27 protein-coding genes are annotated in these 25473 nt (G+C 68.7%); 16 read left to right on the top strand and 11 right to left on the bottom strand.

Annotated features, from left to right (window positions below; genetic code table 11):
* Nucleotides 1–70 precede the first annotated feature (70 nt).
* From NGM10_RS00335 to NGM10_RS00325, 3 genes are read left to right on the top strand one after another with little or no spacing between them, the layout of a single operon-like run.
* Nucleotides 71–709, top strand: a complete 639-nt coding sequence (locus tag NGM10_RS00335) for a DUF7979 domain-containing protein (protein WP_253480541.1) — start codon at nt 71–73, stop codon at nt 707–709.
* A gap of 57 nt (nt 710–766) precedes the next feature.
* Entirely contained in the window at nt 767–1657 is an 891-nt protein-coding gene (locus tag NGM10_RS00330) for a shikimate kinase (protein ID WP_253480538.1), read from the top strand.
* Nucleotides 1615–1920 (top strand): chorismate mutase, encoded by a 306-nt coding sequence (locus tag NGM10_RS00325; protein ID WP_368408636.1) that lies wholly within the window; start codon nt 1615–1617, stop codon nt 1918–1920. The genes NGM10_RS00330 and NGM10_RS00325 overlap by 43 nt, the downstream gene beginning before the upstream one ends.
* 43 nt (nt 1921–1963) lie before the next feature.
* Here NGM10_RS00325 and NGM10_RS00320 read toward each other — a convergent pair whose 3' ends face one another.
* Nucleotides 1964–2650 (bottom strand): carbonic anhydrase, encoded by a 687-nt coding sequence (locus NGM10_RS00320; protein ID WP_253480532.1) that lies wholly within the window; start codon nt 2648–2650, stop codon nt 1964–1966.
* Between the two features lie 126 nt (nt 2651–2776).
* Between NGM10_RS00320 and NGM10_RS00315 the strand changes: the two genes are divergently transcribed.
* Nucleotides 2777–3646, top strand: a complete 870-nt coding sequence (locus tag NGM10_RS00315) for a hypothetical protein (protein ID WP_253480529.1) — start codon at nt 2777–2779, stop codon at nt 3644–3646.
* Between the two features lie 63 nt (nt 3647–3709).
* On the opposite strand, the gene NGM10_RS00310 is transcribed toward NGM10_RS00315, so the two are convergent.
* The 7 genes from NGM10_RS00310 to mvk all read right to left on the bottom strand — a co-directional run bounded on the left by NGM10_RS00310 (nt 3710) and on the right by mvk (nt 9896).
* Nucleotides 3710–3904: a hypothetical protein gene (locus NGM10_RS00310; protein WP_253480527.1), complete on the bottom strand. Its 195-nt coding sequence runs from the start codon at nt 3902–3904 to the stop codon at nt 3710–3712.
* A 73-nt stretch (nt 3905–3977) separates the two neighbouring features.
* Nucleotides 3978–4754, bottom strand: coding sequence for a 5'/3'-nucleotidase SurE (gene surE, locus NGM10_RS00305; protein ID WP_253480525.1), 777 nt, complete (start codon nt 4752–4754; stop codon nt 3978–3980).
* An 82-nt stretch (nt 4755–4836) separates the two neighbouring features.
* Nucleotides 4837–5544 (bottom strand): hypothetical protein, encoded by a 708-nt coding sequence (locus NGM10_RS00300; protein WP_368408675.1) that lies wholly within the window; start codon nt 5542–5544, stop codon nt 4837–4839.
* A gap of 129 nt (nt 5545–5673) precedes the next feature.
* Nucleotides 5674–7032: an LLM class flavin-dependent oxidoreductase gene (locus NGM10_RS00295; protein ID WP_253480521.1), complete on the bottom strand. Its 1359-nt coding sequence runs from the start codon at nt 7030–7032 to the stop codon at nt 5674–5676.
* 88 nt (nt 7033–7120) lie between these two features.
* Nucleotides 7121–8044 carry a DMT family transporter gene (locus NGM10_RS00290; protein WP_253480519.1) on the bottom strand — a complete coding sequence of 308 codons (924 nt, stop codon included), beginning with the start codon at nt 8042–8044 and terminating at the stop codon, nt 7121–7123.
* A 104-nt stretch (nt 8045–8148) separates the two neighbouring features.
* Complete coding sequence (locus NGM10_RS00285; RefSeq protein WP_253480517.1) at nt 8149–8898, bottom strand: isopentenyl phosphate kinase; 750 nt, start codon at nt 8896–8898, stop codon at nt 8149–8151.
* Nucleotides 8895–9896, bottom strand: coding sequence for a mevalonate kinase (mvk, locus tag NGM10_RS00280; protein WP_253480515.1), 1002 nt, complete (start codon nt 9894–9896; stop codon nt 8895–8897). Before mvk ends, NGM10_RS00285 begins: the two co-directional genes overlap by 4 nt.
* Nucleotides 9897–10415: 519 nt before the next feature.
* Between mvk and NGM10_RS00275 the strand changes: the two genes are divergently transcribed.
* Nucleotides 10416–11366, top strand: coding sequence for an alpha/beta fold hydrolase (locus tag NGM10_RS00275; protein WP_253480513.1), 951 nt, complete (start codon nt 10416–10418; stop codon nt 11364–11366).
* 75 nt (nt 11367–11441) lie between these two features.
* Here NGM10_RS00275 and NGM10_RS00270 read toward each other — a convergent pair whose 3' ends face one another.
* Nucleotides 11442–11831 (bottom strand): Zn-ribbon domain-containing OB-fold protein, encoded by a 390-nt coding sequence (locus NGM10_RS00270; protein WP_253480510.1) that lies wholly within the window; start codon nt 11829–11831, stop codon nt 11442–11444.
* The gene (locus NGM10_RS00265; RefSeq protein ID WP_253480507.1) at nt 11828–12991 is read right to left on the bottom strand and encodes a thiolase C-terminal domain-containing protein; all 1164 of its coding nucleotides are present in this window, start codon (nt 12989–12991) and stop codon (nt 11828–11830) included. Before NGM10_RS00265 ends, NGM10_RS00270 begins: the two co-directional genes overlap by 4 nt.
* Before the next feature lie 150 nt (nt 12992–13141).
* On the opposite strand from NGM10_RS00265, the gene NGM10_RS00260 reads away from it, so the two are divergent.
* On the top strand, nt 13142–14494 hold the full coding sequence (locus tag NGM10_RS00260) for a bifunctional metallophosphatase/5'-nucleotidase (protein WP_253480503.1): 1353 nt from the start codon (nt 13142–13144) through the stop codon (nt 14492–14494).
* Nucleotides 14495–14545: 51 nt separating this feature from the next.
* On the top strand, nt 14546–14944 hold the full coding sequence (locus NGM10_RS00255; protein ID WP_253480500.1) for a universal stress protein: 399 nt from the start codon (nt 14546–14548) through the stop codon (nt 14942–14944).
* Here the strand turns inward: NGM10_RS00255 and NGM10_RS00250 are convergent.
* Complete coding sequence (locus NGM10_RS00250) at nt 14941–15885, bottom strand: mechanosensitive ion channel family protein (protein ID WP_253480498.1); 945 nt, start codon at nt 15883–15885, stop codon at nt 14941–14943. The two genes, NGM10_RS00255 and NGM10_RS00250, sit on opposite strands and share 4 nt — an antisense overlap.
* An 89-nt stretch (nt 15886–15974) precedes the next feature.
* On the opposite strand from NGM10_RS00250, the gene NGM10_RS00245 reads away from it, so the two are divergent.
* The 9 genes from NGM10_RS00245 to NGM10_RS00205 all read left to right on the top strand — a co-directional run bounded on the left by NGM10_RS00245 (nt 15975) and on the right by NGM10_RS00205 (nt 25427).
* Nucleotides 15975–16727 (top strand): proteasome assembly chaperone family protein, encoded by a 753-nt coding sequence (locus tag NGM10_RS00245; RefSeq protein ID WP_253480495.1) that lies wholly within the window; start codon nt 15975–15977, stop codon nt 16725–16727.
* A 420-nt stretch (nt 16728–17147) separates the two neighbouring features.
* Entirely contained in the window at nt 17148–18203 is a 1056-nt protein-coding gene (trmB, locus tag NGM10_RS00240) for an HTH-type sugar sensing transcriptional regulator TrmB (protein ID WP_253480492.1), read from the top strand.
* Between the two features lie 436 nt (nt 18204–18639).
* Nucleotides 18640–19629, top strand: coding sequence for a carbohydrate ABC transporter permease (locus NGM10_RS00235; RefSeq protein WP_253480489.1), 990 nt, complete (start codon nt 18640–18642; stop codon nt 19627–19629).
* Between the two features lie 2 nt (nt 19630–19631).
* On the top strand, nt 19632–20555 hold the full coding sequence (locus NGM10_RS00230; RefSeq protein WP_253480487.1) for a carbohydrate ABC transporter permease: 924 nt from the start codon (nt 19632–19634) through the stop codon (nt 20553–20555).
* 6 nt (nt 20556–20561) lie between these two features.
* Entirely contained in the window at nt 20562–21749 is a 1188-nt protein-coding gene (locus NGM10_RS00225; protein WP_253480485.1) for an ABC transporter ATP-binding protein, read from the top strand.
* Nucleotides 21749–21952, top strand: a complete 204-nt coding sequence (locus NGM10_RS00220; RefSeq protein ID WP_253480483.1) for a DUF8005 family protein — start codon at nt 21749–21751, stop codon at nt 21950–21952. Before NGM10_RS00225 ends, NGM10_RS00220 begins: the two co-directional genes overlap by 1 nt.
* Before the next feature lie 138 nt (nt 21953–22090).
* Nucleotides 22091–23164: a Gfo/Idh/MocA family protein gene (locus NGM10_RS00215; protein WP_253480481.1), complete on the top strand. Its 1074-nt coding sequence runs from the start codon at nt 22091–22093 to the stop codon at nt 23162–23164.
* A 397-nt stretch (nt 23165–23561) separates the two neighbouring features.
* Nucleotides 23562–24116 (top strand): class IV adenylate cyclase, encoded by a 555-nt coding sequence (cyaB, locus tag NGM10_RS00210; protein WP_253480479.1) that lies wholly within the window; start codon nt 23562–23564, stop codon nt 24114–24116.
* Between the two features lie 99 nt (nt 24117–24215).
* Nucleotides 24216–25427: a methionine adenosyltransferase gene (locus tag NGM10_RS00205; RefSeq protein ID WP_253480477.1), complete on the top strand. Its 1212-nt coding sequence runs from the start codon at nt 24216–24218 to the stop codon at nt 25425–25427.
* Nucleotides 25428–25473: the final 46 nt, after the last annotated feature.

Raw genomic sequence — 25473 nt, 5'->3', positions numbered from 1 at the left:
TCGGTCGGTACCGGGAAAAGGAGTGCGCTTCGGGACAAAGCACTTACCGACCAGCCGACTCCGCTTCGGTATGCTCAGGCGCGTCGCCGCCCTCCGCCGCCCCGCCGCCTTCCTCGCCCTCGCACTCGCGGTCGTCCTCGTCGCCAACCCCGCCTACCTGTCGTTCTGGCACACCAGCTATTCCCACCACGTCGAGGAGGTCCCCGACAGCGAAATCCCCGAGGAGGCCGACGTGCTGGCGTACGAGGACCTCTCGCCCGACGCCCAGCACGCCGTCCGGAAATCGGTAGAGGGCGACGGCTCGCACGTCGTCTACCGCGAGGGCAACGTCCCCGGGGAGTTCTTCTACAGCGACCACGCGAGCCTCGGGCGGGGAATCTACTTCGTGGAGTACCGCGGCGGGTACTACGAACTCAACACGATGGCTGGCGGCGGGTTTGCCTTCTACTACTGGTTCTACGAGGCACTGCTCGCTGGATTCGGACTGGCGGTCGGCGTCGTCGGGTATCGGACGAGCAACGGCGACGAGTCGCCGTTGCTCGCGCTCGGCCTCACGGCCCTCGGCGTCGCGTTGCTCCTCACGAGTCCCCTGACGCGGTTCCCCGCCGGAGAGGGCGTCTGGACGACCGCGGTGGTCGTCGCGTTCGGCGTCGGCGCGCTCGCGGCGCTCTGGCCCCGCGTGCGACCGATGTCGACCGCCGACCGATGAGCCCCGCCGTTTGCGCGAACCACCAGCGTCAATACCCCCCGCGAGAGACGGACACTCATGGACGGCCGCGCATCGGCCCCGGCGGCGGGGACGGTCCTGAACGCTCTCGCCTGCGGGAAGGGCTCGGCGTTCGCCATCGACGCCGAGACCACCGCGGCAGTCGAACTCGACGACTCGGGCGAGGTCTCCGGCGAGGTGGCGGGCGCGCCCGACGCCGACACCCGGCTGGTCGAGCGCTGCGTCGAACTCGCGGTCGCCGAACACGCCGACTCCGACGCGCTGGAGCGACTCGACGCCGCCGACCCCGACGGGGTCGGTGGCGCAGTCCGGACCGACAGCGAGGTGCCGATGGCGGCGGGCCTCAAGAGTTCGAGCGCCGCGGCGAACGCGACCGTACTGGCGACCCTCGACGCGCTCGGGGTCGCCGACGAGGTGGCGCGCGAGGACGCCTGCCGACTCGGCGTCCGCGCGGCCCGCGACGCCGGGGTCACCGTGACCGGCGCGTTCGACGACGCCAGCGCGAGCATGCTCGGCGGGGTCACCGTCACGGACAACCGGACCGACGACCTCCTCGCGCGCGAGGAGGTCGAGTGGGCGGCGTTGGTCTGGACCCCGCCGGAGACGGCCTACAGCGCCGACGCCGACGTGGCGCGATGCAGGCGAATCGCCCCGGTCGCGGAACTGGTCGCCGACCTCGCGCTCGACGGCCGGTACGGCGAGGCGATGACGGTCAACGGCTTCGCGTTCTGCGCGGCGCTGGGATTCTCGGCCGACCCGATGGTGGAGGCGCTCCCTGACGTGGCGGGCGTCTCGCTGTCGGGGACCGGTCCCAGTTTCGTCGCGGTGGGTGAGCGCGAGACGCTGAACGCGGTCCGAGACGAATGGAGCACACGAGAGGGTACTACATGGCTGACGACGACACAGAACGACGGCGCCCGGACGAGATGAGCCTCGCGGAACTCCGCGAGGAGATAGAGAGCATCGACCGAGAAATCGTCGAACTCATCGCTCGACGGACCTACGTGGCCGAGACGGTCGCGCAGGTCAAGTCCGAGCGGGAGATGCCGACGACCGACGAGGACCAGGAACAGCGCGTGATGGACCGCGCGGGCGAGAACGCAGAGCGGTTCGACGTGGACGCGAACCTCGTGAAGGCGATCTTCCGGTTGCTGATAGAGCTGAACAAGGTCGAGCAACGCGAGAAGCGATAGCCCGCGTTCGGAATCGCTCGTCCGACCCATCCGCTGTCGGCGTTCAGTACTCCCAGAGCCGCTCGATTCGCGATTCGATGTCCGGATACTCCGCGCGCAACGCCTCGACGTCGGTCTCGCCGTCGACGTTGACGACGTGGACCTCCCCGCGCCGCCCGGAGTAGGCGTCCTGGAAGTCGTAGACGACGCCGCAGACGTCGACTTCCTGAGGGACCTCGTCGCTCTCGACGAGGAACTCGACCTGTCTGTCGACGTTGTACTCGACGAGTCGGTTCACCGCCTCCGCGCGGTCCAGTCCCGCGGGGAGCGATTCGACGCCCGCTTCGAGGTGGGGCTTCAGCAGGCCGATACAGTGTTCGATTCCCGGGGGCTCGGAGACCCCGTCGGGGGCAGTCAGTGCGTCGTACGTCGCCGTGACGGCCCCACAGCCCGTGTGACCGACGACGACCACGGTGTCGGTCCCGGTGTGTTCGACCGGGTAGAGCACGTCGCCCGAGACGGCCTCGCCCGAGTCGGTCGGCTGGACGACCCGGTTTCCGATGTTGCCACAAGTGAAGACGCGCCCGGGTTGGTCGTTGCCCCACATGTGGTCCTGGAGGACGCGGGAGTCCGAACAGCAGACGGTGACCGCGTCGGGGTGCTGGGCGTCCTGTAGGTCGTCGAACCGCGACTCGAACTCGCTGGCGTGGTCGGCGTTGCCCTCCAAGAGGTCTACGAACGTCCGGCGCATGGATACGCGGAGGCGCGCGGTGTAAGTATATCTCCCGGTTCGGGAGCGACCGAAAGCGCCGTCTCGGAGCGACCGACGCCGCCAACCCTTATCGACCCGGGGAGCGTACCGGACGGCGACACCGCCATGAGCACGACCGCGCCCCGTCTCGCCCTTCCCCGGCCGTACGTCCTCGCGTCGCTCGCGACCCTCGCGTTGACGGTCGTCGCGACCGCGGTCGGCCTGTCCGTTCCGGGCTTCTACCGCGACGCTCCCGTCCTGCTCCCCCAGATATACGGACAGGACCTGCTGACCCTCGTCGTCGCCACGCCCGCACTGACCGCGTCGCTGTACTTCGCCAACCGCGGGTCGCTCCGGGGCTACGTCGCGTGGCTCGGCGTGACCGGCTACCTGCTCTACACCTACGCCTCGTACGCTTTCATGACGGCGTTCAACGAGCTGTATCTCGTCTACGTGGCCCTGCTGTGGCTCACGCTGTTCGCGTTCGTCGGGGGGATGGTCCGACTCGACGCGCGGGCCCTGAAGCGCGCGGTCGGCGACGCTCCGGTCCGGTCGTACGTCGCGTTCCAACTGGTGTTGGCCGCCCTCGTCGCCCTCCTGTGGCTGGCCGAGATCGTCCCGGCGACCCTCGCGGGGACGACCCCGCCGAGCGTCGCCGAGGCCGACCTCCCCACGTCGGTCATCCACTCGCTCGACCTCGGCGTCGTCGCTCCCGCGTTCGTCCTCTCGGCGTACTGGCTCCGCGAGCGCCGGGCGTGGGGATACGCGTTCACCGCCGTCCTCCTCGTGAAGGTCGCCACGCTCGGCGGAGCCGTGCTGGCGATGGCGCTGTTCATGATGCTGGACGGCCAGACCGTTCCGCTGCCCCAGGTCCTCATCTTCGGCGCGCTGACGCTCGCGGGCCTGTTCTTGACGGGTCGGTTCCTCCGGTCGATAGACCCCGAGTCGAGCCGTGAACCGCCGATTTCGGCTACCGACCCGCGAAGCGAAGCGTAACGTATCGGTCGAAAACGGGAATCCGCGAGCGATCCGGGACCGTTCGGGCCGACCGAACCGGCGTTACCGGAATCGCCGGTACAGTCGCAGGAGTATCGAGGTGGCGGTTCCCAGTCCCGGAAGCCGCGAGGAGAGCGCCGCGGCCCCGAGCAGGAGGACGCCGCTCTTCGTGCGGCCGCGGGCGAACGCCACCGCGGCGTCGACAAGCGTCGAGACGATGCTGAGTCCGTTCACCGAGTTCGAGTTGACGTTCGCCATCGGACTTCTACGGAGGGCGTCCACGGGGAAGTAGCGCGTGCTTGTCCAGTCAGGGCGGTCGCCGAAATCGGGGTCAGAACCGCTCTGCGAGGTCGTCGAGCGCCTCGTGGTGTTCGGTGGTGTGGGGCGCGGTCAGCGGCGAGACGCTTATCTTGCCCTCGTAGACCGCCCGGCGGTCGGTGCCCTCGGGGTCGGGCAGGGAGTCGGACTCCATCTGGTCCCACGTCCTGTCGCGGAGTCTGACGACGCCGTTCGCGCGCTCGGCCTCCATGTCGTAGACGTGGGAGGGCCGGGTGACGACCATCGGGGTGTGACCCTCGGTCTCGGTCGGCAGGGGCGCGTTGAGGTTGAGGTAGTCGGCGTGTTCGAACACCCCCGAGCCGGGGGCGTTCTCGACGAGATACCGGGTCGCCTCGGCGACCTCGGCGTACTCCTCGACGGCCGTCTCGCGGGGCCACTCGTCGTTGGGGACGTGAAGCGAGGTCGCGATGGCGGGCACGCCGAAGAAGGCGGCCTCGACTGCGGCGCTGACGGTGCCCGACCGCCCGAGGGTGTGGGCGGCGAGGTTCGCGCCCTCGTTACACCCCGAGACCACGATGTCGGGGTACGGGCCGATCTCGGCGAGTCCGGCGACGATGCAGTCCGAGGGCGTCCCGTGGACCGCGTGACCGAGTTCGTGTTCCTCGACCTCGACCTCGCTGGACATCGCTCGGCCGACCGCGCTCTGGTCGTCGGCGGGCGCGACCGTGGTGACGTTGCCGATATCGGAGAGGGCGTCGTAGAGCGCCCGGATACCCGGGCTATCTATCCCGTCGTCGTTCGTGAGCAGGATTTCGAGCGAGTGGGTCATGTGCCCCGAGTCGTGGAGCGGGGACAAAAACCCTACCGCAACCGGTTCGTTTGCGTGTCAGCAACGAAACCGGAGTCGCGCGTCAGAACCGGACGTACACCATCACGAAGATGATCGTCAGTTGGAGCGCGCCCTGTACGCCAGCCAGCTTCGCGTTTCGCATTCCGATCTCGCTGATGACCTCCTCGTCCGGATTCTCCGAGGTCATCTGGAGGTACATCCGTATCTCCCCCGGGAGCAACACGCCGAAGCCCAGCACCGAGAGCAACGTGACGATGCCCAGCGCGGCCGCGATGGCGTGGGAGGTCATCGCGAACTCGGGGAGCGTCTGGACGAGCCACGCCGCGTGACCGACCGCGACGACGCCGAACACCGCGAGAGTGCGCCGGTCGGTCAGCGCGTCGAACTGCGCCGCGACGAGCAGCACCACCGGAACCGAGATGGCGGTGCTCATCAGCGCGATCCACGGGTCAGCGTGGGGGAACTTCCCGAGTCGCTGGGCGAGCGTGACTCCGCCGAAGATGGTGACGAACGCGAGCGAGGGCATCAGGAACGTCGTCTTGGGGGTGAGCCGCTGGAACACCTGCGCGCGCTGTTTCACCGCGAGGCCGCCGATGACCGGGCCGAGGACGAGCCCCATGAACAGGTCCACGCCGGTCCACATCACACCGGCCATCACATGCACGTACGTCAGGTGTCGGTACGACCCCACCGTGACGCCGTAGACGAGCGCGAGTAGCGGGACGGCCAGTACGCCCGCGGCGAACGCCGGGTTCGCGCGATTCGCCATGCCGTCGACGAAACCTCGTGTCGAAGTTGCCATCGTCTATCGAATGCGGTATGTTCACGAGAGTTAAACATTTCGAAGAGTCGGTCTCGAACGTCGTCTGCGTCTGGGCCGGGACGAGTGCCACTCCCCTCAGTTTCGCGCAGGATGGTCCGCCGCCAACCCCCTCCGCCCCTCCTCCTCGAACAGATTCTCTCGCAGGGTCTCGCCCTCGTACTCCTCGCGCACGAGGCCGCGCTCTCGCAGGACGGGCACCACCATGTCCACGAAGTCCCGGAGGGTGCCGGGTCGGACGACCTCCTTGAGGTTGAAGCCGTCGACGCCCACGTCCTCGAACCAGTGCTGGAGAACGTCGGCGACCCGCTCGGGGTCGCCGACGACGACGGGCGAGGTCGAGCCGAGTCCCGCGAACTCCGCGACCTCGCCGACGGTCCACTCGCGGTCGGGGTCGTTCTTCGTGAAGGCGTTGATGGCCCCCTGAATCGCGTCGGTCTCGATGTGCTCGACCCGCTGGTCGGGGTCGAGTTCCGAGAAGTCCAGATCGATGAACCCCGCGAGCAGGGCGAGAGTGGCCTCGTAATCGACGTTCTCGGCGTAGGTCTCGTACTTCTCCCGGGCGATTTCCTCGGTCTCGCCCACGATGGGGACGATGCCGGGGAAGAATCGGAGTTCGTCGGGGTCCCGGCCGCGTTCGGCGGCGCGCTCGCGCATGTCCTCGACGTAGCTCCGGACGCCCTCCTCGGTGGGCTGGCTCACGAAGACGGCTTCGGCGTTGTCGGCGGCGAACTCCCGGCCGCGGTCCGACGACCCGGCCTGATAGAGGACGGGCGTGCGCTGGGGCGAGGGCTCGCAGCTGTGGGCGTCGGGCACCGAGAAGTACTCGCCCTCGAAGTCGATGGCCCGGACCTTCTCGGGGTCGGTGTAGACGCCCCGCTCGCGGTCGCGGACCACGGCGTCGTCGTCCCAGCTCTCCTCCCAGAGCCGATAGCAGACGTCCATGAACTCGTCGGCGCGGTCGTACCGGGTCTGGCGGTCCATCCGCTCGTCGAGGCCGAGGTTCCGGGCGGCGCTCTCCAGATAGGAGGTCACGATGTTGAACGCGACCCGGCCGTCGGTGACGTGGTCGAGCGTCGAGAGCTCGCGGGCGAGCTGGTAGGGGTGGACGTAGGTGGTCGAACGCGTCACCGCGAACCCGAGGTGGTCGGTGACCGCGGCCATCGCGGGCACCAGCGCTTGGGGGTCGTTGGCGGGCGTCTGGACCGCCTTCTCGACCGCGGTGTCGCTGTCGCCGCCGTACACGTCGTAGATGCCCCGCACGTCGGCGAAGAAGACGGCGTCGAACCCCCCGCGTTCGGCGGTGCGGGCCACGTCGAGCCAGTAGTCGGTGTCGGTGTAGCGGTGGGACTGGTCGCCCGGCGTCCGCCAGTTACCGGTCGTGACGTGTTCGACCGAGTTCATCGTGAAGAGATTGAGATGGATGCGGTCGCTCATTGGCGAAACCGAGGTCCGGGCGGTGCAAAAGGCGGGTGATACCGGCGAGAAACCGGGACGACCTCGGACGGGGAAGAGACGGAGCCGCTCACCCCTCCGCGCGGTCCTCGACCGCCCTCGGTCCGGACACGAGGTCGCGGATGGCTCGCCGCTTGAGGACGACGAACCCGACGAAGACGACGCCGAACCCGGCGACCGTCAGGGGCGTGATGGACTCGCCCAGCACCACGACGCCGACGACGGTCGCCACGACCGGGACGAGGTACGCGACCAGCGAGGTTTCGAGCGCCCCCCGGACCTCCAGCAGGGTGAAGTAGATGAGGAACGCGACCGCGGTGGCGAAGACGCCGAGGTACGCGACCGCCGCGCCCGCCTCGGCGGTCCTCGGGAGCGCGAACGGCTCGCCGATGCCGGTGCTGACGGCGTGGAGCACGACCGCGCCGACGAGCATCGACCACCCCGAGAGCGCGGCGTTGCCGAGCGTGGGCCGGGCGCGCTGGACCAGCACGCCGCCGAGCGCCACGCCAGCGACCTGAACGAACACGAGCAGGCGGCCGAGGAGGTCCCCGGCCAGATTGTCGGGGTCGGGTCGGACGATTAGCGCGACGCCGACGAATCCCAGCGCGATGCCGACCGCGCCGGTCGCCGAGACGCGCTCTTCGGGCAGGAGTCCGAGCGCCCACACCGCGGTCAGGATGGGGACGAGGCTCTGCATGATGGCGGCCACGCCGCTCGGGACGGTCTGCTGGCCGACGAACAGGAAGCCGTTCATGCCGACCAGAAAGACGCCACCGCCGAGGACGGCCTCGACGTTCGCGCGGTCGGTCGGCCACCGGTCGGTCTCGCTGACCACCGCGTAGCCGAGCAGGAGGACGGCGGCGATGTCGTATCGGAACGCGGCGAAAAGCACCGGTTCCAGCGATTCGAGGCCGACTTCGATGGCCAGAAACGAGAAGCCCCAGAGGGTCGCGAGGGTCACGAACAGGCCCGCGGTGACGAAGCGGTGGTTCACGCCCGAGACGAGGAGAGCCGGGCAGTTATCGGTCCCGGTTCCGGCAGGCCGGAGTCGGTGGTGGTTCGACGGGTCCGAACGGTCGCGACTGCGACCGTTCGGACTCAGCCCCGGATGAGCGTCCCCGGCTGCTCGCCCGCGAGGAACGCCCGGAGGTCGTCCGGGCCGAAAATCGTTGCAGGAGCGCCGAGGTCGAGCAGTGCCCGAACCTTGCCCGCCATGCCGCCGGTCACGTCGGTGGCGTCGCTGCCGCCGAGGAGGTCGGCGACCTCCTCGTACGACCGAATTTCGGGAATCACCGCCTCGTCGCCGTCCAGCACGCCCGGCACGGTCGAACAGAACCCCACGCGGTCGGCCCCGACGCCCTCGGCCACGGCGGTCACCACCTCGTCGCCGCTGAGTATCGTCGCGCCCGCTCCCTCGTGGGCGACCACGTCGCCGTGGAGGACAGGGACGAACCCCTCACCGAGCATGGTCTCGACCCCCCGGGTCGGGAGCGAGAGGTCGCCGCCGCGGTCGCGGGAGGCGACCGAGAGGGGGTGGACCGGCACGGCCGGGACCGACCGGTCGTGGAGGCGCGCGAGGACGAACTCGTCGAGCGTCTTCATCGCGCCGTGAATCTGGACCACCGCCCCGGCGTCGCGGGTCCCCTCGGTCGTCGAGACGCCGTGTTCACTGGCGTGGTGGTGGCCGAAGCTCCCCCCGCCGTGGACGACCACGAGGTCGTCCACGTCGCCCGACGACAGCGCGTCGGCGACCGCGTCGGCCGCGGCGTCGAGCGCCGGGCCGTCGAGCGCCTCGGGGCGGTCCTTGTCGGTGACGACGCTGCCGCCGAGCTTGAGGACGGTGGTCATCGCACGTCCTCCTCGTCCTCCACCCGCACGCCGTCGGTGTCGAGCTCGGCCCGGAAGGCGTCCTCGCAGCCGGGCGTGAACGTGAGCGCGGTCTCGGTCCGGTCGGTCGGGTCGAGCGCGACGATACAGCCGCCCCCGCCCGCCCCGGTGAGCTTCGCGCCCAGCGCGCCCGCGTCGCGGGCCGCCCAGACCATGGCGTCGAGCGACCGCGAGGAGACCCCCAGCGCCTCCAGCAGTCCGTGGTTGAAGTCCATGAGTTCGCCCAGTTCGTCGAGGTCGCCCGCCGCGAGCGCGTCCTCTCCGCTACGCACGAGGTCGCCGATGCCCGCCACGGTGTCGGCCGCGAAGTCGTACTCCTCGCGGAGCGCGCGCACGCCAGCGACGAGCCTGCCGGTGTCGCCCGCGCCGCCGTCGAACCCGATGACGAACGGGAGGTCGGGCGCGTCGATGGCCCGGCAGTCGTCGCCCTCGACCCGGACCGCGCCGCCCGTCGCCGAGCAGAAGGTGTCGGCGCGGGAGGCCTCGCCGTCCTGCACTTCGAGTTCGGCGCGGTAGGCGCGGTCGGCTATCTCCTCGGGCGGGAGTTCGACGCCCAGTTCGCGCGTCCCGGCGTCGATGCCCGCGACCGTGACCGCGGCCGACGACCCGAGTCCCGCGCCGAGGGGAATCTCGCTCTCGATGGTGATGTCGAAGCCCGCGTCGGGTCGGCCCGCGGCCTCGCGGGCCTGCTCGACCGCGGCGTCGATGTACTCGATTCCGGCCCGGACGAGCGATTCGGAGACGTCCACGTCGGGGGCGTCGTCGCTCTCGTCGCTGTACTCGACCGTGAACCCGTTCAGGCTCAGGTCCTCGGCGTGAACCCGGATTCGGTCGTCGTCGCGGGCCTCGACGGCCACCCGCGCCCGGAGTTCGATGGCGCAGGGGACCGCCGGTTCGCCGTAGACGACCGCGTGTTCTCCGAACAGGTAGACCTTGCCCGGAGCGCTCGAAACGACCATGCTCGTGGGTTCCGGGCCGGGGATTAACACGTTTGCGGAGCGCGTTCGACGGGTCGTTCGAAGCGGGATGACTCGTCGTTCGTCGGAGCGAGACTATTTGGGGAGAATCGGAGCGAGGGTGTCGCGATTCGCCGAAGCTAGCTACTGCCGGTACCGATGAGGACCGCACAGCACCGCGACCGCAGGCCTCACGCCTCCCCAGCCTCGGCGGCCGCGCGGTTCCGCGCGGCCGCCTCCCTCGCGCGAACGATGGCGCGGCGCTCGCGAGCGCCGCGCCGGAAGACAAACCGCGTCTTCCGAGCAATCGCGCCGTCGGCGCGATGACGCCAGCGCGCGCCGGGTGGTCGGTCGGGGGGTCATGGTCGGGTGGTCGGTCGGGGGTCATGGTCGGGTGGTCGGTCGGGGGTCATGGTCGGGTGGTCGGTCGGGGGGTCGTAGTTGGGTGGTCGGTCGCAGTCGTCGTCGCTGAGATACGCCCCCGGCGCAACGGCTAACTTTCCTCGCGGTGACGTATTCGGTATGAAGCTCACGAGAGCCGTGGCCGCGACCGTGGGAGGACTCGGAGCCGCCGCGCTCGCCAATCGACTGCTCGCGTGGAAGGCGGGCGACCTCGACCCCGCGCTCGACGGCCGACAGGGGACCTACCGCTGGCGCGGGTTCGACGTGTCCTACACCGAGGCAGGCGACCCCGAGGACCCGGACGTCCTCCTGCTCCACGGCGTTCACGCCGCCGCGTCGAGCAAGGAGTTCGACCAGATGTTCGACCAGTTGGCCCAGACCCACCACGTATTCGCGCCAGACCTGCCGGGGTTCGGGCGGTCGGACCGGCCGCCGCTGACCTACTCGGCGGCGCTGTACACCGCCTTCGTCTCCGACTTCGCCGAGGACCTGACCGACGACGCCGCCTGCGTGGCGTCGTCGCTGACGGGGGCGTACGCCGTCCTCGCACAGCGACAGTCCGAGCCGTTCTCCCGGCTCGTACTGGTCTGTCCGACCGCCGAGACCGGCCCGCGACGGACGTGGGTCCGGTCGCTGTTCCGGTCGCCGCTGGTGGGGCGGGCGCTGTTCAACGCCCTCGCGAGCAAGCGGTCGCTCCACTTCTTCGACAACCGCGACGCCTACTCCTCGGAGGCGAGCTACACGGAACGCGACGTGGACTACCAGTGGGAGACCGCCCACCAGAAGGGAGCGCGGTACGCGCCCGCGTCGTTCGTCTCGGGCTACCTCGACCCCGACGTGGACCTCGGCGAGGAACTCGCCGCCGTCGAGGTGCCGGTAACAATCGTCTGGGGTCGGGACGCGACCGTGACGCCGCTCGGAGAGGGCGAGAAGCTGGCGGAGGCGGCCGACACGAAGCTCGTCGTGTTCGACGAGGCGCGACTCCTCCCGCACGCCGAGCATCCCGGCCCCTTCCTCGACGTGCTGTTGGACGAACTGAGCGAGGAACCGGTCGAGAGCGCGGCCGAGTAGGCGGCGAGGCTCCGGGCGCGCCCGGAGCCTCGCCGCCGCGGTCGGGGCGTCGCCGCCGCGTTCGAGGCGTCGACCTTACCGCGGGCGGAACACCAGAATCCGCTCGCCCGTGGTCTCGGTCTCGTCCACGGCGGGCGCAACCGCCGTTCCGACTCCGACCTCCTCGGGGTCGATGTCCCGAATCTGTCCGGTGAGTCGGACCGCGCCGAAGTCGACCACCGCGGTGACGTAGGGCGCGTCGTCGGCGAACTCCGGCGCTGGGACGTGGACCGTGGTGTGGGTCGCGACCGCGCCCGACTCGGGCAGGGCGACCTCGGCGAGGTCGCCCTGCCCGCAGTGGGGACAGACCCGCCGGGGCGGGAGCGACCCGTGGCCCTCGGGGCATTCGAGGTAGAAGCCCTCGCCGGATTCGACCGCGTCGAGGAAGTCGTCGAACCCCTCGTCGCGGACGCTTTCGTCGCTCATTTCGCCACCTCCAGCACATGAACGGTCGTACTGGCGACCGTCCCGCCCGCGTTGTGGGCGACGCCTACGTCGCCGTCGACCGCGTCGCTGTTGGGGTGGTCGCCCCGGAGTAGGCGGGTCATCTCCGCGACCTGACTCGTCCCGGTCGCGCCGACCGGGTGGCCCTTGGCCTTGAGGCCGCCCGAGAGGTTCACCGGCAGGTCGCCGTCGCGGGTGGTCTCGCCGCGGGCGGCCGCGCCGATGCCCTCGCCGGGCGCGTAGAAGTCGAGCGCTTCGAGCGCCAGCACCTCGGCGATGGTGAAGCAGTCGTGGACCTCCGCGGCGGCCACGTCGGTCGGGGCGATTCCGGCGTCGGCGTAGGCCTCCTCGGCGGCCTTCTCGGCGGCCGGGGTGCGCGCGAGGTACTCACGGTCCTGCAGGGCCATCTTGTCGCCGCCCTGTCCCGTTCCGGTGACCGCGACCGGCGCGTCGAGACCGCGTTCGTCGGCGTACTCGTCGCTCACGAGGACGAGCGCGCTCGCGCCGTCGGTGATGGGGCAGGCGTCGTAGAGGCCGAGGGGTTCGGCGACCATCGGGGCGTCGAGGGCCTCATCGACCGATATCTCGCGCTGGAACTGGGCGTGTTCGTTGGGGAGCGCGTTCTCGTGGTTCTTGACCGCGATTTCGGCGAGGTCCTCGCGGGTCCCGCCGTACGCGTCGAAGTAGGCCTTCGCCATCAGCGCGTACGCCGCGGGGAAGGTCATCCCGGCCCGGACCTCGTAGAGGTCGTCGGCCGCGATGGCGAGCGCCTCCGTGGTGCCCGCGGTACCGAGGTTGTTCATGCGCTCGGCCCCGCCGACCAGCAACACGTCGTCCTCGCCGTTGCGCACGTCCTTGACCGCCTCGCGGAGCGCGACGCCCGAGGACGCGCAGGCGCTCTCGTAGCGCGTCGCGGGCGCGTCGATTCCCGCGGCCTCGGCCATCAGCGGCCCCTGATGGCCCTGATGCTCGGCGAGTTCGCCCATGAAGTTGCCGTAGTTCAGTCCCTCTATCGCCGAGCGCTCGACGCCCGCGTCGTCGAGCGCGCGCTGGCACGCCTCCGCGAACAGGTCCCGGCCCGTCCGCTCGGGGTGCTTGCCGAAGTGGGTGAGGCCGACCCCCGCGACTCGTACGCCTGTCATACGATTGCGTACGTGACGAACGGTTAAGAAAGCCACCGGTATCGGTCGGCCGACACGATCCGTGTCCGTCGAGGAAATCGACTCCCGAGAGAGGGGCGCGCCCGCCGCGAGTAGAAACGCTTTCGGCCCGCGGGTTCCGACCCGAATCAAATGGCCCCTCGTCTCCTCCACTACTCCGACGTCGAGAACGTCTACGACTCCCCCGAGCGGGTCGGTCGACTCGCCGGGCTCCTGCGGGAACTCGACGGCGACGACGCCGTCGTCGCCGGTTCGGGCGACAACACCTCGCCGGGCGTGCTGGCACTGGTCGAGGACGGCCAGCAGGCGCTCGATTTCTTCGACGCCGTCGAACCGGACGTCGAGACCTTCGGCAACCACGAGTTCGACCACGGCGACGAGTCGCTCCGGCGACTCGTCGCCGACTCGCCCCAGACGTGGGTCAGCGCGAACGTCTTCGAGGACGCGGGAGCGAGCGAGCGGTTCGGCGGGGACGCCGGTGTCGCGCCCGCGACGACCGTCGCGGCCGACGGCGCGACGGTCGGGTTCGTCGGGGTTACCACGACCCGGACCGCCTCGCTCAACCCCTTCGCGACCGACCTCGAATTCGCCGACCCGGTTCCCGCCGCCCGGGAGGCGCTGGCCGACCTCGACGCCGACTACTCGGTCGTCCTCTCGCACCTCGGCCGGAGCGACGAGCAGTTGGCGCGCGCGGTCGACGCCGACGCCATCCTCGGGGGACACGTCCCGACCGAGCGCCGCGAGCGGGTCGAGGGCACCCTGCTGACCCGGCCCGGCGACGGCGGATCGGTCGTCCTCGAAATCGACCTCGAAACGGGCGAGGTGGCCCGCCACGAGACCGCTGACGCGCCGGTGGACGAGCGGGTCGCCGACGCGATGCGCGAGCGACTCGCCGACGCGGGTCTCGACGAGGTGGTCGCCGAGGTCGAATCGCCCATCGACCGCGGGGAGACGACGCTGTTCGGCGGCGAGTCGCGCCTCGGCAACTTCGTCGCCGACGCCTATCGCTGGGCCACGGGCGCGGAGGTCGGCCTCCAGAACAGCGGCGGCGTCCGGACCGGCACGTCCTTAGAGGGAGCGGTCTCGGCCGCCGACCTCGTGAGCGTCACCCCCTTCGAGGAGCGCGTGGTCGTCGCGGAGGTGCCGGGCGACGACCTCCGGGCGGCGTTCGAGTGGGCCGCCGGGCCGGACCTCGACTTCGCGGAGCGCGACTGGTGGCACGCCCAGGTCAGCGGTGTCGAAATCGCGTGGGACCCCGACGCCTGCGCAGTCGAGTCGGTCTCGGTCGGGGGCGAACCGCTCGACCCCGACCGGACCTACGCGGTCGCGCTCTCGGACTACATCCTCCACACCGACGACGAGTTCCCGTCGCTGCGCGAGGAACACCGGGTCGAGCGCCACGGCGTCCAGTACGACGTGCTGGTCGAGTACGCCCGCGAGGTGGGCGAGTTCCCCGCGGTCGAGGGGCGAGTGGTCGAAGTGTAGCGCGCCCGACAGCCGGGACGTAAAAGGTGTCGGACGGCGTCGATACCGGCAATGACACGAGTCGTGGTCCCGGTCAGGTACCCGCTGACCGAACACTCCAGACGGACGCTCTCGGAGGCCATCCGGGTGGCCGACGAGCGCGAGGCGTCGCTGACCGTCCTGCACGTCAACCTCTATCAGCGCGGACGGGACGTGAGCCGCACGCAACTCAAGCGCGCGGTCGAGTCCGCGGTCGGCCGGATTCCCCGGAGCCGGTACGTCGTCCGCGAGGGCTTTCTGGTCGAGGAGACGATTCTGGAGGAGGTCGCGGCCGACGAGGCCGACGTGGTCGTCATCGGCCACAAGCAGGTCGGGCGGTGGCGGCGGATGTTCCGGAAGCTGACCGCCGACCCCGACATCGAGAGCTTCCTCCGCGAGAAGCTCGACGCGGAGGTCGTCACGGTCGGCTAATCGCGCCCGTCGAACTCCTCGGGAGGGGCCGACGACCGGTCGCGACGTCCCTCGACGTCCACCCGCGCGACGCCGCTGGTCTCGTCGAAGACGTGGTGCTGGTGGGGGTAGGCGATCTCCACGTCGGCGTCGTCGAGGTGGTCCCAGACCGTCTCCTGTATCTTCGACCGGATGCGGGGCATGTAGTAGGGCTCGGTCACCCAGTAGCGGAGCTGGAGCAGGACGCCGTGGTCGGCGAACTCCTTGATGTAGGCCACCGGCGCAGAGGGGTAGCGCGCGCCCCCGACCCGGATGTCGGGACCGCTCTCGATCACCCCCGGGGTCTCGCGGGCCGCGCGTTCGAGGATGGCGCGGGCCTCCTCCAGATCGCCCTCGTAGGTCACCAGCACTTCGAGCGAGAGCCGCGAGCGCGGGTCCTCCGCGGAGTAGTTGACGATGTCGCGCTCGCGCATGCTGGCGTTCGGGATGACGAGAAACGAGTTCTCCAGCGTGAACACCTTGGTGTAACGGATGGTGATGTCCTCGACGTAGCCGCGGGTGTCCAGTTCGACGAACTCAATCATGTCACCGATTTCGTAGGGCTGGTCGGCCAGCACGAACAGTCCGTTGATGACGCTCCCGACGATGGGCGCGAGCACCAGCCCCAGCACGGCCGAGAAGACCGTCACCGACAGCAGTATGTCGGAGGCCTGGAACCGAAGCGCCCGGGCCGCGAGTATGACGGCGAGGACCATCACGCCAGCGCGGATTCCACCCAGCACGGTCTTCGTGAGGCTCGGACGCTGGAACCGGCGGGCGACCGACCGGCCGACCAGCCGGACGACGAGCTTTCCGGCGTACCATCCGAGGACCAGCGCGAGTATCGCGGCGGTCCAGTCGGCGACCGGCGAGTCGAGGAACCGCTCGACGACGCTCCGAACCGCGTCCTGTGCGCTCGCCATGCCACCAACCTCTCTCGGAACTGGCAAAACCTTTCGGACCGCTCACGCCGCCCCGCAAACCTAAGACGCGATTCGTCGTACTCCGAGGTATGGCAACCGACCAACACCAGTCGGCATCGTTCGACATCACCGCCGAGGAGCCCCAAGAGACCCTGCTCGCTGGCTTCTCGCAGTTCGGACTCGCGGGGCTGACCGCCGTGGACTTCCTCGTCGACCAGCTCGATTTCGAGGAGACGGGCCACGTCACGGCCGACCAGTTGCCCGCGATAACGCCGTTCGAGAACGGTCGGCCGCGCCACCACACTCGGCTGTTCTCCCACGCCGACCGGGAGCTGACGGTGCTGGTCGGCGAGCTGTTCGTCCCCGTCTGGGCCGCCAAGCCGTTCAGCGACGCCGTCCTCGACTGGACCGAGACCAACGACGTCGAGGAGATAGCGGTCCTCAACGGTATCACGATGCCCCACGCGCCCGAGGAACACCAGGTGTTCTACGTCGCCACCGACGACTACCGCGAGCGCCGCCTCGCCGACGCCGGGGCCGGAACCGAGGTCCCCCCGATGGGCCGGGGATTCCTCGACGGGGTCAACGCCGAACTCGTCGCCAGAGGGATGCGGTCGTCGCTCAGGACCGCGGTGTTCGTCACGCCGGTCCACGCGCAGGCCCCGGACGTGGACGCCGCGATTCGACTGCTCGAAACCGTAGAGCAGGTCTACGGGCTCGACGTCGACACCGAACCGCTGGAGGCGTTCGCCGCCGAGGTCCGGGAGTACTACGAGGAGCTCTCGAACCGCCTCTCGGAGCGCGCGGATGCCGAGATGCCCGAAGATAGGATGTACATGTGACCCCCGTTTTCTGCGCACGGGGCGGCGAGCCTCCGGCTCGCCGCCTCATTGCTGGTAACAGACCGACCAGAAACCGCCGGGAGAGACGGGTACTCGCGAGGCGGTGCGCGTCGCGCACCGCCTCGCGAGTGAAGTTCTCGGTCGATCCACCGGACCCGCCCCGCGCGGTCGGTCCACCCGACGCACCCCCGCGTTCGGCCCACCGGACCGCCGAGGGTTTATAAGACAGGACGGGACAAGCCCGTGTTGTGTCGACCTCGACCGCGTCGAGCGAATCGGAGGACCGCCGCGAGCGCCGCGCTTTCGCGGCGCTCGCGGCGGTCGCCCAATTACTCCTCGACCTAATAAAACTCGTTTCCGGAACGCAGTGCTACTCGAAACCGAATAAACCATTTACCCCTCGGGAGAATGCCCACCCACATGACCTCCGACGACCTGCGCGCGACGATGGAGCGAGTCGGCGACCGGTTCGACCTCGGCGAGTACGAGATCGACGCCTACCTCACCGTGCTCGAACACGGCGACCTCACCGCCAGCCAGATCGCCGACCGGACCGACATCCCCCAACCGCGGGTGTACGACACCGTCCGGAGCCTCAGCGACCGGGGACTCGTCGAACTCCGGGAATCCCGGCCGATGAAGGTCATCGCGGTCGACCCCGACGAGGCGTTCTCGGGCGTCCAGTCGTCGCTGATGGAGATGGTCTCGGAACTCGAAGCGCGGTACACCGCCCCCGCACGCGACACCGAGGCCGTCTCGCTGGTCAAGTCGCGCTCGACCATCCTGCGCTACCTCGAGGACGTCATCGAGGAGGCCGAGTTCGAGATCGCGCTGTCGCTGACCCCCGACCTGCTCCGCCGGTTCGAGGACCGACTCGGCGACGCCGTCGACGCGGGCGTCAGCGTCGAACTCCTCGTCACGCCCGCCTCGGAAGCGCCCGACCCCGACGAGTTCGACTACCTCGACGTGGCGACCACCGCCCGCGCCCGCAGGGGTATCACGACCCCGGTCGTCGCCGTCGCCGACGGCGAGTACTCCGTCTACGCCACGCAGGACGCGCTTCGGGACGACAAGGACCGCTACGGCGTCATCTTCAACCGCTCGGCCCTGGGCTTTCTGGTCTCGGGCTTTTTCGGCACGGTGCTGTGGACCACCGCCGAGCGCACCCTCGCGGCCGACGGCGAGGACCGACCGTTCCCCCGGCGCTACGCCTCCATCCGGCGTTGCGTGAAGGAGCTTCAGGAACTGGACGGAGAGTTCTACGCCACCATCGAGGGCCGGGACATCGAGACCGGGTCCTCGCGCGTGGTCGAGGGGAAGGTCGTCGGTTTCTCGTTCGAGGGCGGCGAGCGCGTCGCCGGGATGACCGTCGAGACCGCCGACGGCGAGGTCACCGTCGGCGGGCAGGTCGCAGCGCTGGAGAACGTCGAGGCCCACGAGATTCGCATCGGACGGAACGCCCCGCCAGAACGGTAGGTCACCGAACGGCGTCCGAGTGTGCGCCTCGCGGTCGGCGTCCGGGTGTCCGTCTCGGTCGTTGCACGCCCCCGTCCCGGCGCGCGCGCCTCTCGTTCGGGTCACGTTATCCCGCCGACACTACCCCAGCATCGACACGAAGACCCGACTGATGGGGCCGATTCGGACTTCTTTCGGGGACGCCTCCGACCGCGGTGGCCACAGGTGTTATACTGTGGAATACCGTCAATCGGTTTTGGGAGTGACAGATGGGGGCACACGACAGTCGCGGAACGTCTAGACGACAGTTCGCCGAGCGAGTCGGCGCGTGGACGGCGACGACCAGCGATTCCGACGTCGGAACAGTTGAGGAGGGCTGGAACCGACTCGGACGGCGACGCCGCCGGGGTTCGAGGAGCGCATAAGCATAAGTCGCTTCAAATCCTACACGATTTTTATGTCGGTACCCACCGAAGACGGCATCCGAGACACGGAACGTTCGGGGCCGTACGTCTCGGCAGTGCGGTGGATGGAGAACCTGAACGACACGCAATTCGCCTACCTGCTGTTGACCCCGGTGCTGTTGCTCCTCGCGGTCATCGCGTTCTGGCCGCTACTGAGCACGTTCCGGATGTCACTGTACGCCGACAGTCTCGTCGGCGCGAGCGCGCTGGGGGAGTTCGTGGGGCTGGAGAACTACGTCGCGTTGCTGACCGGCCAGCGCGACGTGGTGCTGGTGCGGCCGTTCCTCGACCTCAACGCGCCGTTCCGCAGCGCGCTGACGGTGACGCTCATCTTCACGGTTGCGAGCGTCTTCTTCGAGACGCTCGTGGGGTTCGCCCAGGCGCTGGTGCTCGACCAGGACTTCCGGGGTCGGCGGTGGGTCCGGGTCGCCATCATCCTGCCGTGGGCGGTCCCCATCGTCATCCAGGGGATGATCTTCTTCCTGCTGTTCCAGCCCAACATCGGCTTTCTCGTGACCCCGCTCCAGCAGTTGGGCATCTTCACCCAGACGCCGCTGACCAACGCGGTCGACTCGGTCATCATCCTCGTGGTGGCCGACGTGTGGAAGACATCTGCGTTCATGGCGCTCATCATCCTCGCGGGACTCCAGAGCGTCGACCGGAGCCTCTACGACGTGGGCCGGGTCGCGGGCGCGTCGCGGTGGCAACAGTTCAAGATGATCACCCTGCCGCTGGTCCTGCCGTCGGTGCTGGTCGCGATGCTGTTTCGGACCATCGGCGCGATGCGAGTGTACGGCATCATCGAGACCGTCTCGGGGTGTAACACCGTGCCGTCGCTGTCGTGTCTGGTGGTCACCACCTTCCGGGACTCCCGGATGTACGGCACGTCGGCCGCGGTCGCGTTCATCACGGCGGCGCTCATCGGCATCGTGGTCTCGGTCTACATCGTGAAGTACGCCGACACCGAGGAGGCGGCAGCGTAACCATGGCTACCGAAAGCGAAACCAAGCAAGGACCGTTCTCCCGGTGGGCCAGTTCGGCGATTCAGGACCCGGAGAAGGCCTACAGGGCGATGTTCTACGTCGCCACCGTCTTCTTCCTGTTCACGACGCTGTTCCCGTTCTACTGGCTGTTGGTCCTGGCGCTGACCCCCCAGGACGCCATCGCCAACTTCGGCTTCCCACCGGTTCCGAACGGCTTCAACCCCGGCGCGTTCGTCGAGGTGTTCCAGCGGGTGCCGTTCCACCTGTTCGTGTTCAACAGCTTCGTGCTCGGGGTCGCGACGACTGCGGTCGTGTTGGTACTGGCGAGCCTCGCGGGCTACGTGTTCGGGCGACTCGACTTCCCGGGCCGGGGACCGCTAATGTTGCTCATCCTCGCGGTGTCGTACTTCCCGCCAGCGGCGTTCATCATCCCGCTGTTCCGGCTGTTCACGGGCAACGTCTCGCTGTTGGGGGTGTCGAGTCCCGAACTGTTCAACACCCCATTCGCGATGATACTCCCGTTCAGCGCGCTGTTCATGCCGCTGTCCATCTTCATCCTCGCAACGTTCTACGGCCAGATTCCCGACGGACTGGAGGACGCCGCGCGGGTCGAGGGCACGACCCGGCTCGGCGCGCTGTTCCGGGTCATCATGCCGCTGTCGGCTCCCGGGGTCGCGACCGCGGGCGTGCTGACGTTCATCTCGGTGTACAACGAGTTCTTCTTCTCGTTCCTCATGACCACCGGGGAGGCCGACCGGTGGGCACCGCTGGTCTGGGGAATCCTGAGCTATCAGGGCCAGTACTCCGAGCTGTACAACCTCATGGCCGCGGCGAGCATCGTCGGCGTGCTTCCGGTCGCCATCATCGTCGTGGTCGCACAGGAGAAGATCGTGAGCGGGCTGACCGCGGGAGCGCTCAAGGAGTGATACACAATGGGTAAAGTCATCTTGGACGGCGTCTCGAAACGCTACGCCGACGTAACGGCAGTCAACGACATGAACCTCGACATCCGGGACGGCGAGTTCGTCACGCTCGTCGGTCCCTCGGGATGCGGGAAGTCGACCACGCTCGAAACCATCGCGGGGTTGACAAAGCCCACCGAGGGCACCATCACCATCGCCGACAGGGAGGTGACCAACCTCCCGCCGAAGGACCGGGGAATCGCGATGGTGTTCCAGAACATCGCGCTGTTCCCGCACATGGACGTGTACGACAACATCAGCTTCGGGTTGCGCCTGCGCGACTACCCGAAGGACGAGATCGACCGCCGCGTGGACCGCGCGGCCGACATCGTCCAGCTGGAGGGCATGCTCGAACGGATGCCCGACGAGATGTCGGGCGGCCAGCGCCAGCGGGTCGCCATCGCGCGCGCCATCGTCCGCGAACCCGAGGTGTTCCTGATGGACGAGCCGCTGGCGAACCTCGACGCCAAGCTCCGGGTCCACATGCGGACCGAACTCCAGCGCCTCCACAAGGAACTTGACACCACCATCATCTACGTCACCCACGACCAGGCCGAGGCGATGACGATGTCCGACCGCATCGCCATCCTGAATCAGGGCGAACTCCAGCAGATCGACCCGCCGCTGGTCTGCTACAACGAGCCCGAGAACCTGTTCGTGGCGGGGTTCATCGGGTCGCCCGCGATGAACTTCGTGGAGGGAGAGGTGACCGCGAGCGGTCTCTCGACGCCGTACTTCGACGTGGAGTTCGACCCCGGACAGCTCGCGGGCGTCGCGCGGGGCGACGCGATGACCCTCGGGGTGCGTCCCGAGGACGTCTACCTCCGCGAGAAGAGCGAAGGCGTCGCCAATCCCACCCAGCCCATCGACGCCCGGACCGACGTGCTCGAACCGATGGGCGACGAGATATTCGTCTACCTGCTCATCGGGGACGAAGAGCGAGTCATGGACGCGCAGGCGGAACAACCCCAGAACCAGTTGCTGATGAGCGTCGACCCCTCCTCGGACATCGCCGAGGACACCGACGTGGAGGTCGTCCTCGACCGCGAGCGCGTCCACCTCTTCGACACCGAGTCCGGCGATGCCATCAGCCACAGCCTAGAGTTCGCGTCGGTCGAACCCGGCGCGGCCGAGACCGAAGCGGAGGGTGACGACTGATGCTGACGACGATGGGGTGGTTCTACGTTGTCGGCGTGACGGTGCTGTTCTTCTTCTGGGCGTACGGCATCGTCTCGTTCGCGCTCGACGTGAAGAACAAGTTCGTCCCCGCGATTCGGGCGCTCGTCGCGGCCCGCCGGGAGAGTCGAGAGCAGACCGAGCGCGAGACCGAACGCGAGGAGACCGAACGGCAGTTGTACTGAACAGGGAGATGACCGAACGTCCCGGTCTCGGCGGGGGTGTGGTCCCGAGTCACCGAGCGGGAGGACCTGACGCGGCGCTGACGCACGAAAGAAGGGAAAAGCCTAACAGTACCTCACGGTTGGCTACCACTAGTACATATGTCTAGTTCGAAAGAGCCGGTTCGAGTCGGATTCGTCGGATTGGGGAACATCGGTCACTACCACGCCGACCGGATCGTGGACCTCGCGGGAGTGGACATCGTCGGCGGCGTCGACATCAACCCCGACGCCCGGGCCCGGTTCGCCGAGAAGTACGGGGTGGAGTCGTTCGAGAGCTACGAGGACCTCTTTACCGGGGACGTCGACGCGGTCGTGGTCACGACGCCGAACAAGTTCCACGAGGAGTACGCGGTCGCCGCGCTCGAGACCGGGGTCGACGTGCTGTTGGAGAAGCCCCTCGCCCACTCGCTCGAAAGCGCCGAGCGCATCGCGGAGGCCGCGCGGAACGCCGACAGCTTCTGCATGGTCGGGTTCCACAACCGGTTTCGCAACCCCGTCGAGGTCGTCAAGGGCTACCAGGACGACGGCCGGTTCGGCGAGACCCGTCACGTCGAGGCCAACTACGTCCGGCGGCGCGGGATTCCGGGCCGGGGGTCGTGGTTCACGAACCGCGAGATAGCGGGCGGGGGCGCGCTCATCGACATCGGCGTCCACGCCATCGACCTCGCGCTCCACTTCCACGACTTCCCGAGGGTCGAGGAGGTCTCGGGGACGATTCGCTCGCAGTTCGGCACGCGAGAGGACTACGCCTATCTGGAGATGTGGGGCGACGACGCCCAGTCCGGGGAGTTCAGCGTCGACGACTCGGTCAGCGCGTTCCTGCGTTGCGAGGGCGGCAAGACCATCGCGCTCGAAGTCGCGTGGGCCGCCAACCGCTCGCCCGACGAGGAGTTCGTGGTCCGGGGCACCGAGGCTGGCGCGTGCTTCGACAAGGCCGACGACTCGCTGACCCTCTACGAGACGGGGCGACAGGGCACCGACCACTTCTCGGACTCGACCATCGAGACCCGCCACGAGGACCCCCACAAGGCCGAACAGCGGGCGTTCTTCGACGCGGTCCGGGCCGGGGTCGCCCCCTCGCGGAACACGGTCGAGCAGGGCCTCGAAGTCCAGCGCGTCATCGACGCCATCTACCGCTCGAACGAGGAAGGCCGGGCGATTCGGCTGGACTGAGAAGTCCGGCGGTCGCCGTCTTCTCCTCTCTTTCCCCTTCTGTCTCCGCTCTCGTTCGCTCCCTTCGCTGTCGTTCGCTCTCTCCGAGTTTCGCGCGATTCGACCATCCATCAGGATGCGCCGCGTCTGCGCGCTCGCCGAGCGCGCAGACGCGCGCCGCGGGAGCGAAGCTCCCACGAGCCTTCGTTCGCTCCGCTCACGAAGACGCGGGGAGGCACGGGGCGCAGTGCGGTCGCGGTGCGGTCTTCATAGGTGCCGGGAGTAGCTAGCTAGCTACTGCCCGGTCTCGCTGTCGCGCTGTGCCAGTCGGTCGATGCCACCTCTCCCGCGAACGAACCTCTCATCCCCACGCGAAAACGCAATCCCGAAAACCCCGACGCCCCCAGAGAGACACGAGATGTACGAGGTCGAAGTGAAGGTCCGCGCCGACCACGACGCGGTCCGCGAGCGACTCGCCGAACTCGGGGCCGATTCCGTGAACGAGGTCGCTCAGGAGGACACCTACTACGACGCCCCGCACCGCGAGTTCGCCGAGACGGACGAGGCGCTTCGGGTCCGCGAGGAGACGCCCGCCGAGGGCGAGCAGGCCACCGAACTCACCTACAAGGGACCGCTCGTGGAGGCCGAATCCAAGACCCGCCGAGAGATAGAGACCGCGGTCGAAGACGGCGACGCGGCCGACGCCATCCTCTCGGCGCTCGGGTTCGACCCCGCGGCGACCGTGCGCAAGGAGCGCGAGCGGTTCGCGGTCGGGGGCTACACCGTCACGCTCGACTCGGTGGAGGGGTTGGGGGAGTTCGTCGAGGTCGAGACCGAAGCCGAGGACGACATCGAGTCGGCGCGCGAGGGCGCGTTCGCGGTCCTGCGCGACCTCGGTCTCGACCCCGGCGACCAGATTCGGACCTCGTATCTCGGACTCCTGCTCGAAAAAGACGCCGACGGGAGCGAGTAGCCGCGAGTACTGCCGGGGTTCGGGATAATCGGTGGTAATCACCGACACCCATCTTCGTTTTCGCAAGTTATAGAATCCACCGCCCGGAAAGAGTAAACAATGACCGACAGGAACATTCAGGTCGAACCCATCGACCGCCCCGCAGTCGAGGACCAGGAGATAGAGATCGTCGAGCGAAAGGGGCTCGGACACCCCGACTCCATCTGCGACGGCATCGCCGAGAGCGTCTCGCGCGCGCTGGCGCAGGCCTATCTCGACCGCGTGGGGAAGGTGCTCCACTACAACACCGACGAGACCCAGCTGGTCGCCGGGCGCGCGAACCCCGAGTTCGGCGGCGGCGAGATGGTCGAACCCATCTACCTGCTCATCGTGGGCCGGGCGACCAGCGAGTACGGCGACGTGACCATCCCGACCGAGACCATCGCGCTCCGGGCGGCCCGCGAGTACCTCGGGTCGAACTTCCCGGAACTCGACCTCGGAACCGACATCATCGTCGACGTGAAACTCGGCGAGGGCAGCGGCGACCTCAGGGAGGTCTTCGGCGAGGAGGGCGCGACCGTCCCGATGGCCAACGACACCAGCTTCGGCGTCGGCCACGCGCCCCTGACCGAGACCGAGCGCATCGTGCTGAACGCCGAGCGCCGCCTCAACGGCGAGTTCGCCGACGACCACCCCGCGCTGGGTCAGGACGTGAAGATCATGGGCAAGCGCGAGGGCGACGACATCGACATCACGGTCGCCGCGGCGATGATCGACAAGTACGTCTCCGACCGCGACGACTACGACGCCGAGGTCGAGGCTGTGCGCGAGTTCGTCGGCGAGGTCGCCCGCGAGTACACCGACCGCGAGGTGACGGTCTACGTCAACACCGCCGACGGAGACGGCGACGGCGAGGACAGCATCTACCTCACCACCACCGGCACCAGCGCCGAGATGGGCGACGACGGCTCCGTGGGTCGGGGCAACCGCTCGAACGGTCTCATCACCCCCAACCGCTCGATGTCGATGGAGGCGACCTCGGGCAAGAACCCCGTCAACCACATCGGGAAGATATACAACCTCCTCGGGACCCAGATCGCCGAGCAGGTCGTCGCCGAGGTCGACGGCATCCGCGACCTCCGAATCCGCCTGCTCAGCCAGATCGGCCGCCCCATCGACCAGCCCCACGTCGCCGACGCGCAGGTCGTCACCGAGGACGGCGTCCTGCTGTCGGACATCGAGGACGACGTCGTCGACATCGTCGACCGCGAACTCGCCGACGTGACCGCCATCACCCAGCGCGTCATCGACGGCGAACTGAGCACGTTCTGAGGCCGACCAGCGTGTCTCGGCAGGGCCAGCGTTTCTTCGGCGCGCG

This window comes from Halorussus salilacus (genome assembly GCF_024138125.1).
GTDB lineage: Archaea > Halobacteriota > Halobacteria > Halobacteriales > Haladaptataceae > Halorussus > Halorussus salilacus.
Note: the sequence above shows the minus strand (reverse complement) of the source record. Positions and strands in the feature narration are given on the sequence as shown.

Bases quoted from the DNA above. Each gene is read 5' to 3' on its own strand.
- NGM10_RS00205 (WP_253480477.1), top strand. From the start codon at position 24,216: ATGACCGACAGGAACATTCAGGTCGAACCCATCGACCGCCCCGCAGTC.
- NGM10_RS00335 (WP_253480541.1), top strand. From the start codon at position 71: ATGCTCAGGCGCGTCGCCGCCCTCCGCCGCCCCGCCGCCTTCCTCGCC.
- NGM10_RS00225 (WP_253480485.1), top strand. From the start codon at position 20,562: ATGGGTAAAGTCATCTTGGACGGCGTCTCGAAACGCTACGCCGACGTA.
- NGM10_RS00265 (WP_253480507.1), bottom strand. From the start codon at position 12,991: ATGACAGGCGTACGAGTCGCGGGGGTCGGCCTCACCCACTTCGGCAAG.
- NGM10_RS00270 (WP_253480510.1), bottom strand. From the start codon at position 11,831: ATGAGCGACGAAAGCGTCCGCGACGAGGGGTTCGACGACTTCCTCGAC.
- NGM10_RS00320 (WP_253480532.1), bottom strand. From the start codon at position 2,650: ATGCGCCGGACGTTCGTAGACCTCTTGGAGGGCAACGCCGACCACGCC.
- NGM10_RS00310 (WP_253480527.1), bottom strand. From the start codon at position 3,904: ATGGCGAACGTCAACTCGAACTCGGTGAACGGACTCAGCATCGTCTCG.
- NGM10_RS00235 (WP_253480489.1), top strand. From the start codon at position 18,640: ATGTCGGTACCCACCGAAGACGGCATCCGAGACACGGAACGTTCGGGG.
- NGM10_RS00230 (WP_253480487.1), top strand. From the start codon at position 19,632: ATGGCTACCGAAAGCGAAACCAAGCAAGGACCGTTCTCCCGGTGGGCC.
- surE (WP_253480525.1), bottom strand. From the start codon at position 4,754: ATGACCCACTCGCTCGAAATCCTGCTCACGAACGACGACGGGATAGAT.
- NGM10_RS00250 (WP_253480498.1), bottom strand. From the start codon at position 15,885: ATGGCGAGCGCACAGGACGCGGTTCGGAGCGTCGTCGAGCGGTTCCTC.
- NGM10_RS00220 (WP_253480483.1), top strand. From the start codon at position 21,749: ATGCTGACGACGATGGGGTGGTTCTACGTTGTCGGCGTGACGGTGCTG.
- NGM10_RS00215 (WP_253480481.1), top strand. From the start codon at position 22,091: ATGTCTAGTTCGAAAGAGCCGGTTCGAGTCGGATTCGTCGGATTGGGG.
- NGM10_RS00330 (WP_253480538.1), top strand. From the start codon at position 767: ATGGACGGCCGCGCATCGGCCCCGGCGGCGGGGACGGTCCTGAACGCT.
- NGM10_RS00300 (WP_368408675.1), bottom strand. From the start codon at position 5,544: ATGGCGAATCGCGCGAACCCGGCGTTCGCCGCGGGCGTACTGGCCGTC.
- NGM10_RS00260 (WP_253480503.1), top strand. From the start codon at position 13,142: ATGGCCCCTCGTCTCCTCCACTACTCCGACGTCGAGAACGTCTACGAC.
- NGM10_RS00285 (WP_253480517.1), bottom strand. From the start codon at position 8,898: ATGACCACCGTCCTCAAGCTCGGCGGCAGCGTCGTCACCGACAAGGAC.
- NGM10_RS00325 (WP_368408636.1), top strand. From the start codon at position 1,615: ATGGCTGACGACGACACAGAACGACGGCGCCCGGACGAGATGAGCCTC.
- NGM10_RS00245 (WP_253480495.1), top strand. From the start codon at position 15,975: ATGGCAACCGACCAACACCAGTCGGCATCGTTCGACATCACCGCCGAG.
- NGM10_RS00275 (WP_253480513.1), top strand. From the start codon at position 10,416: ATGAAGCTCACGAGAGCCGTGGCCGCGACCGTGGGAGGACTCGGAGCC.
- NGM10_RS00295 (WP_253480521.1), bottom strand. From the start codon at position 7,032: ATGAGCGACCGCATCCATCTCAATCTCTTCACGATGAACTCGGTCGAA.
- mvk (WP_253480515.1), bottom strand. From the start codon at position 9,896: ATGGTCGTTTCGAGCGCTCCGGGCAAGGTCTACCTGTTCGGAGAACAC.
- NGM10_RS00255 (WP_253480500.1), top strand. From the start codon at position 14,546: ATGACACGAGTCGTGGTCCCGGTCAGGTACCCGCTGACCGAACACTCC.
- cyaB (WP_253480479.1), top strand. From the start codon at position 23,562: ATGTACGAGGTCGAAGTGAAGGTCCGCGCCGACCACGACGCGGTCCGC.
- NGM10_RS00315 (WP_253480529.1), top strand. From the start codon at position 2,777: ATGAGCACGACCGCGCCCCGTCTCGCCCTTCCCCGGCCGTACGTCCTC.
- trmB (WP_253480492.1), top strand. From the start codon at position 17,148: ATGACCTCCGACGACCTGCGCGCGACGATGGAGCGAGTCGGCGACCGG.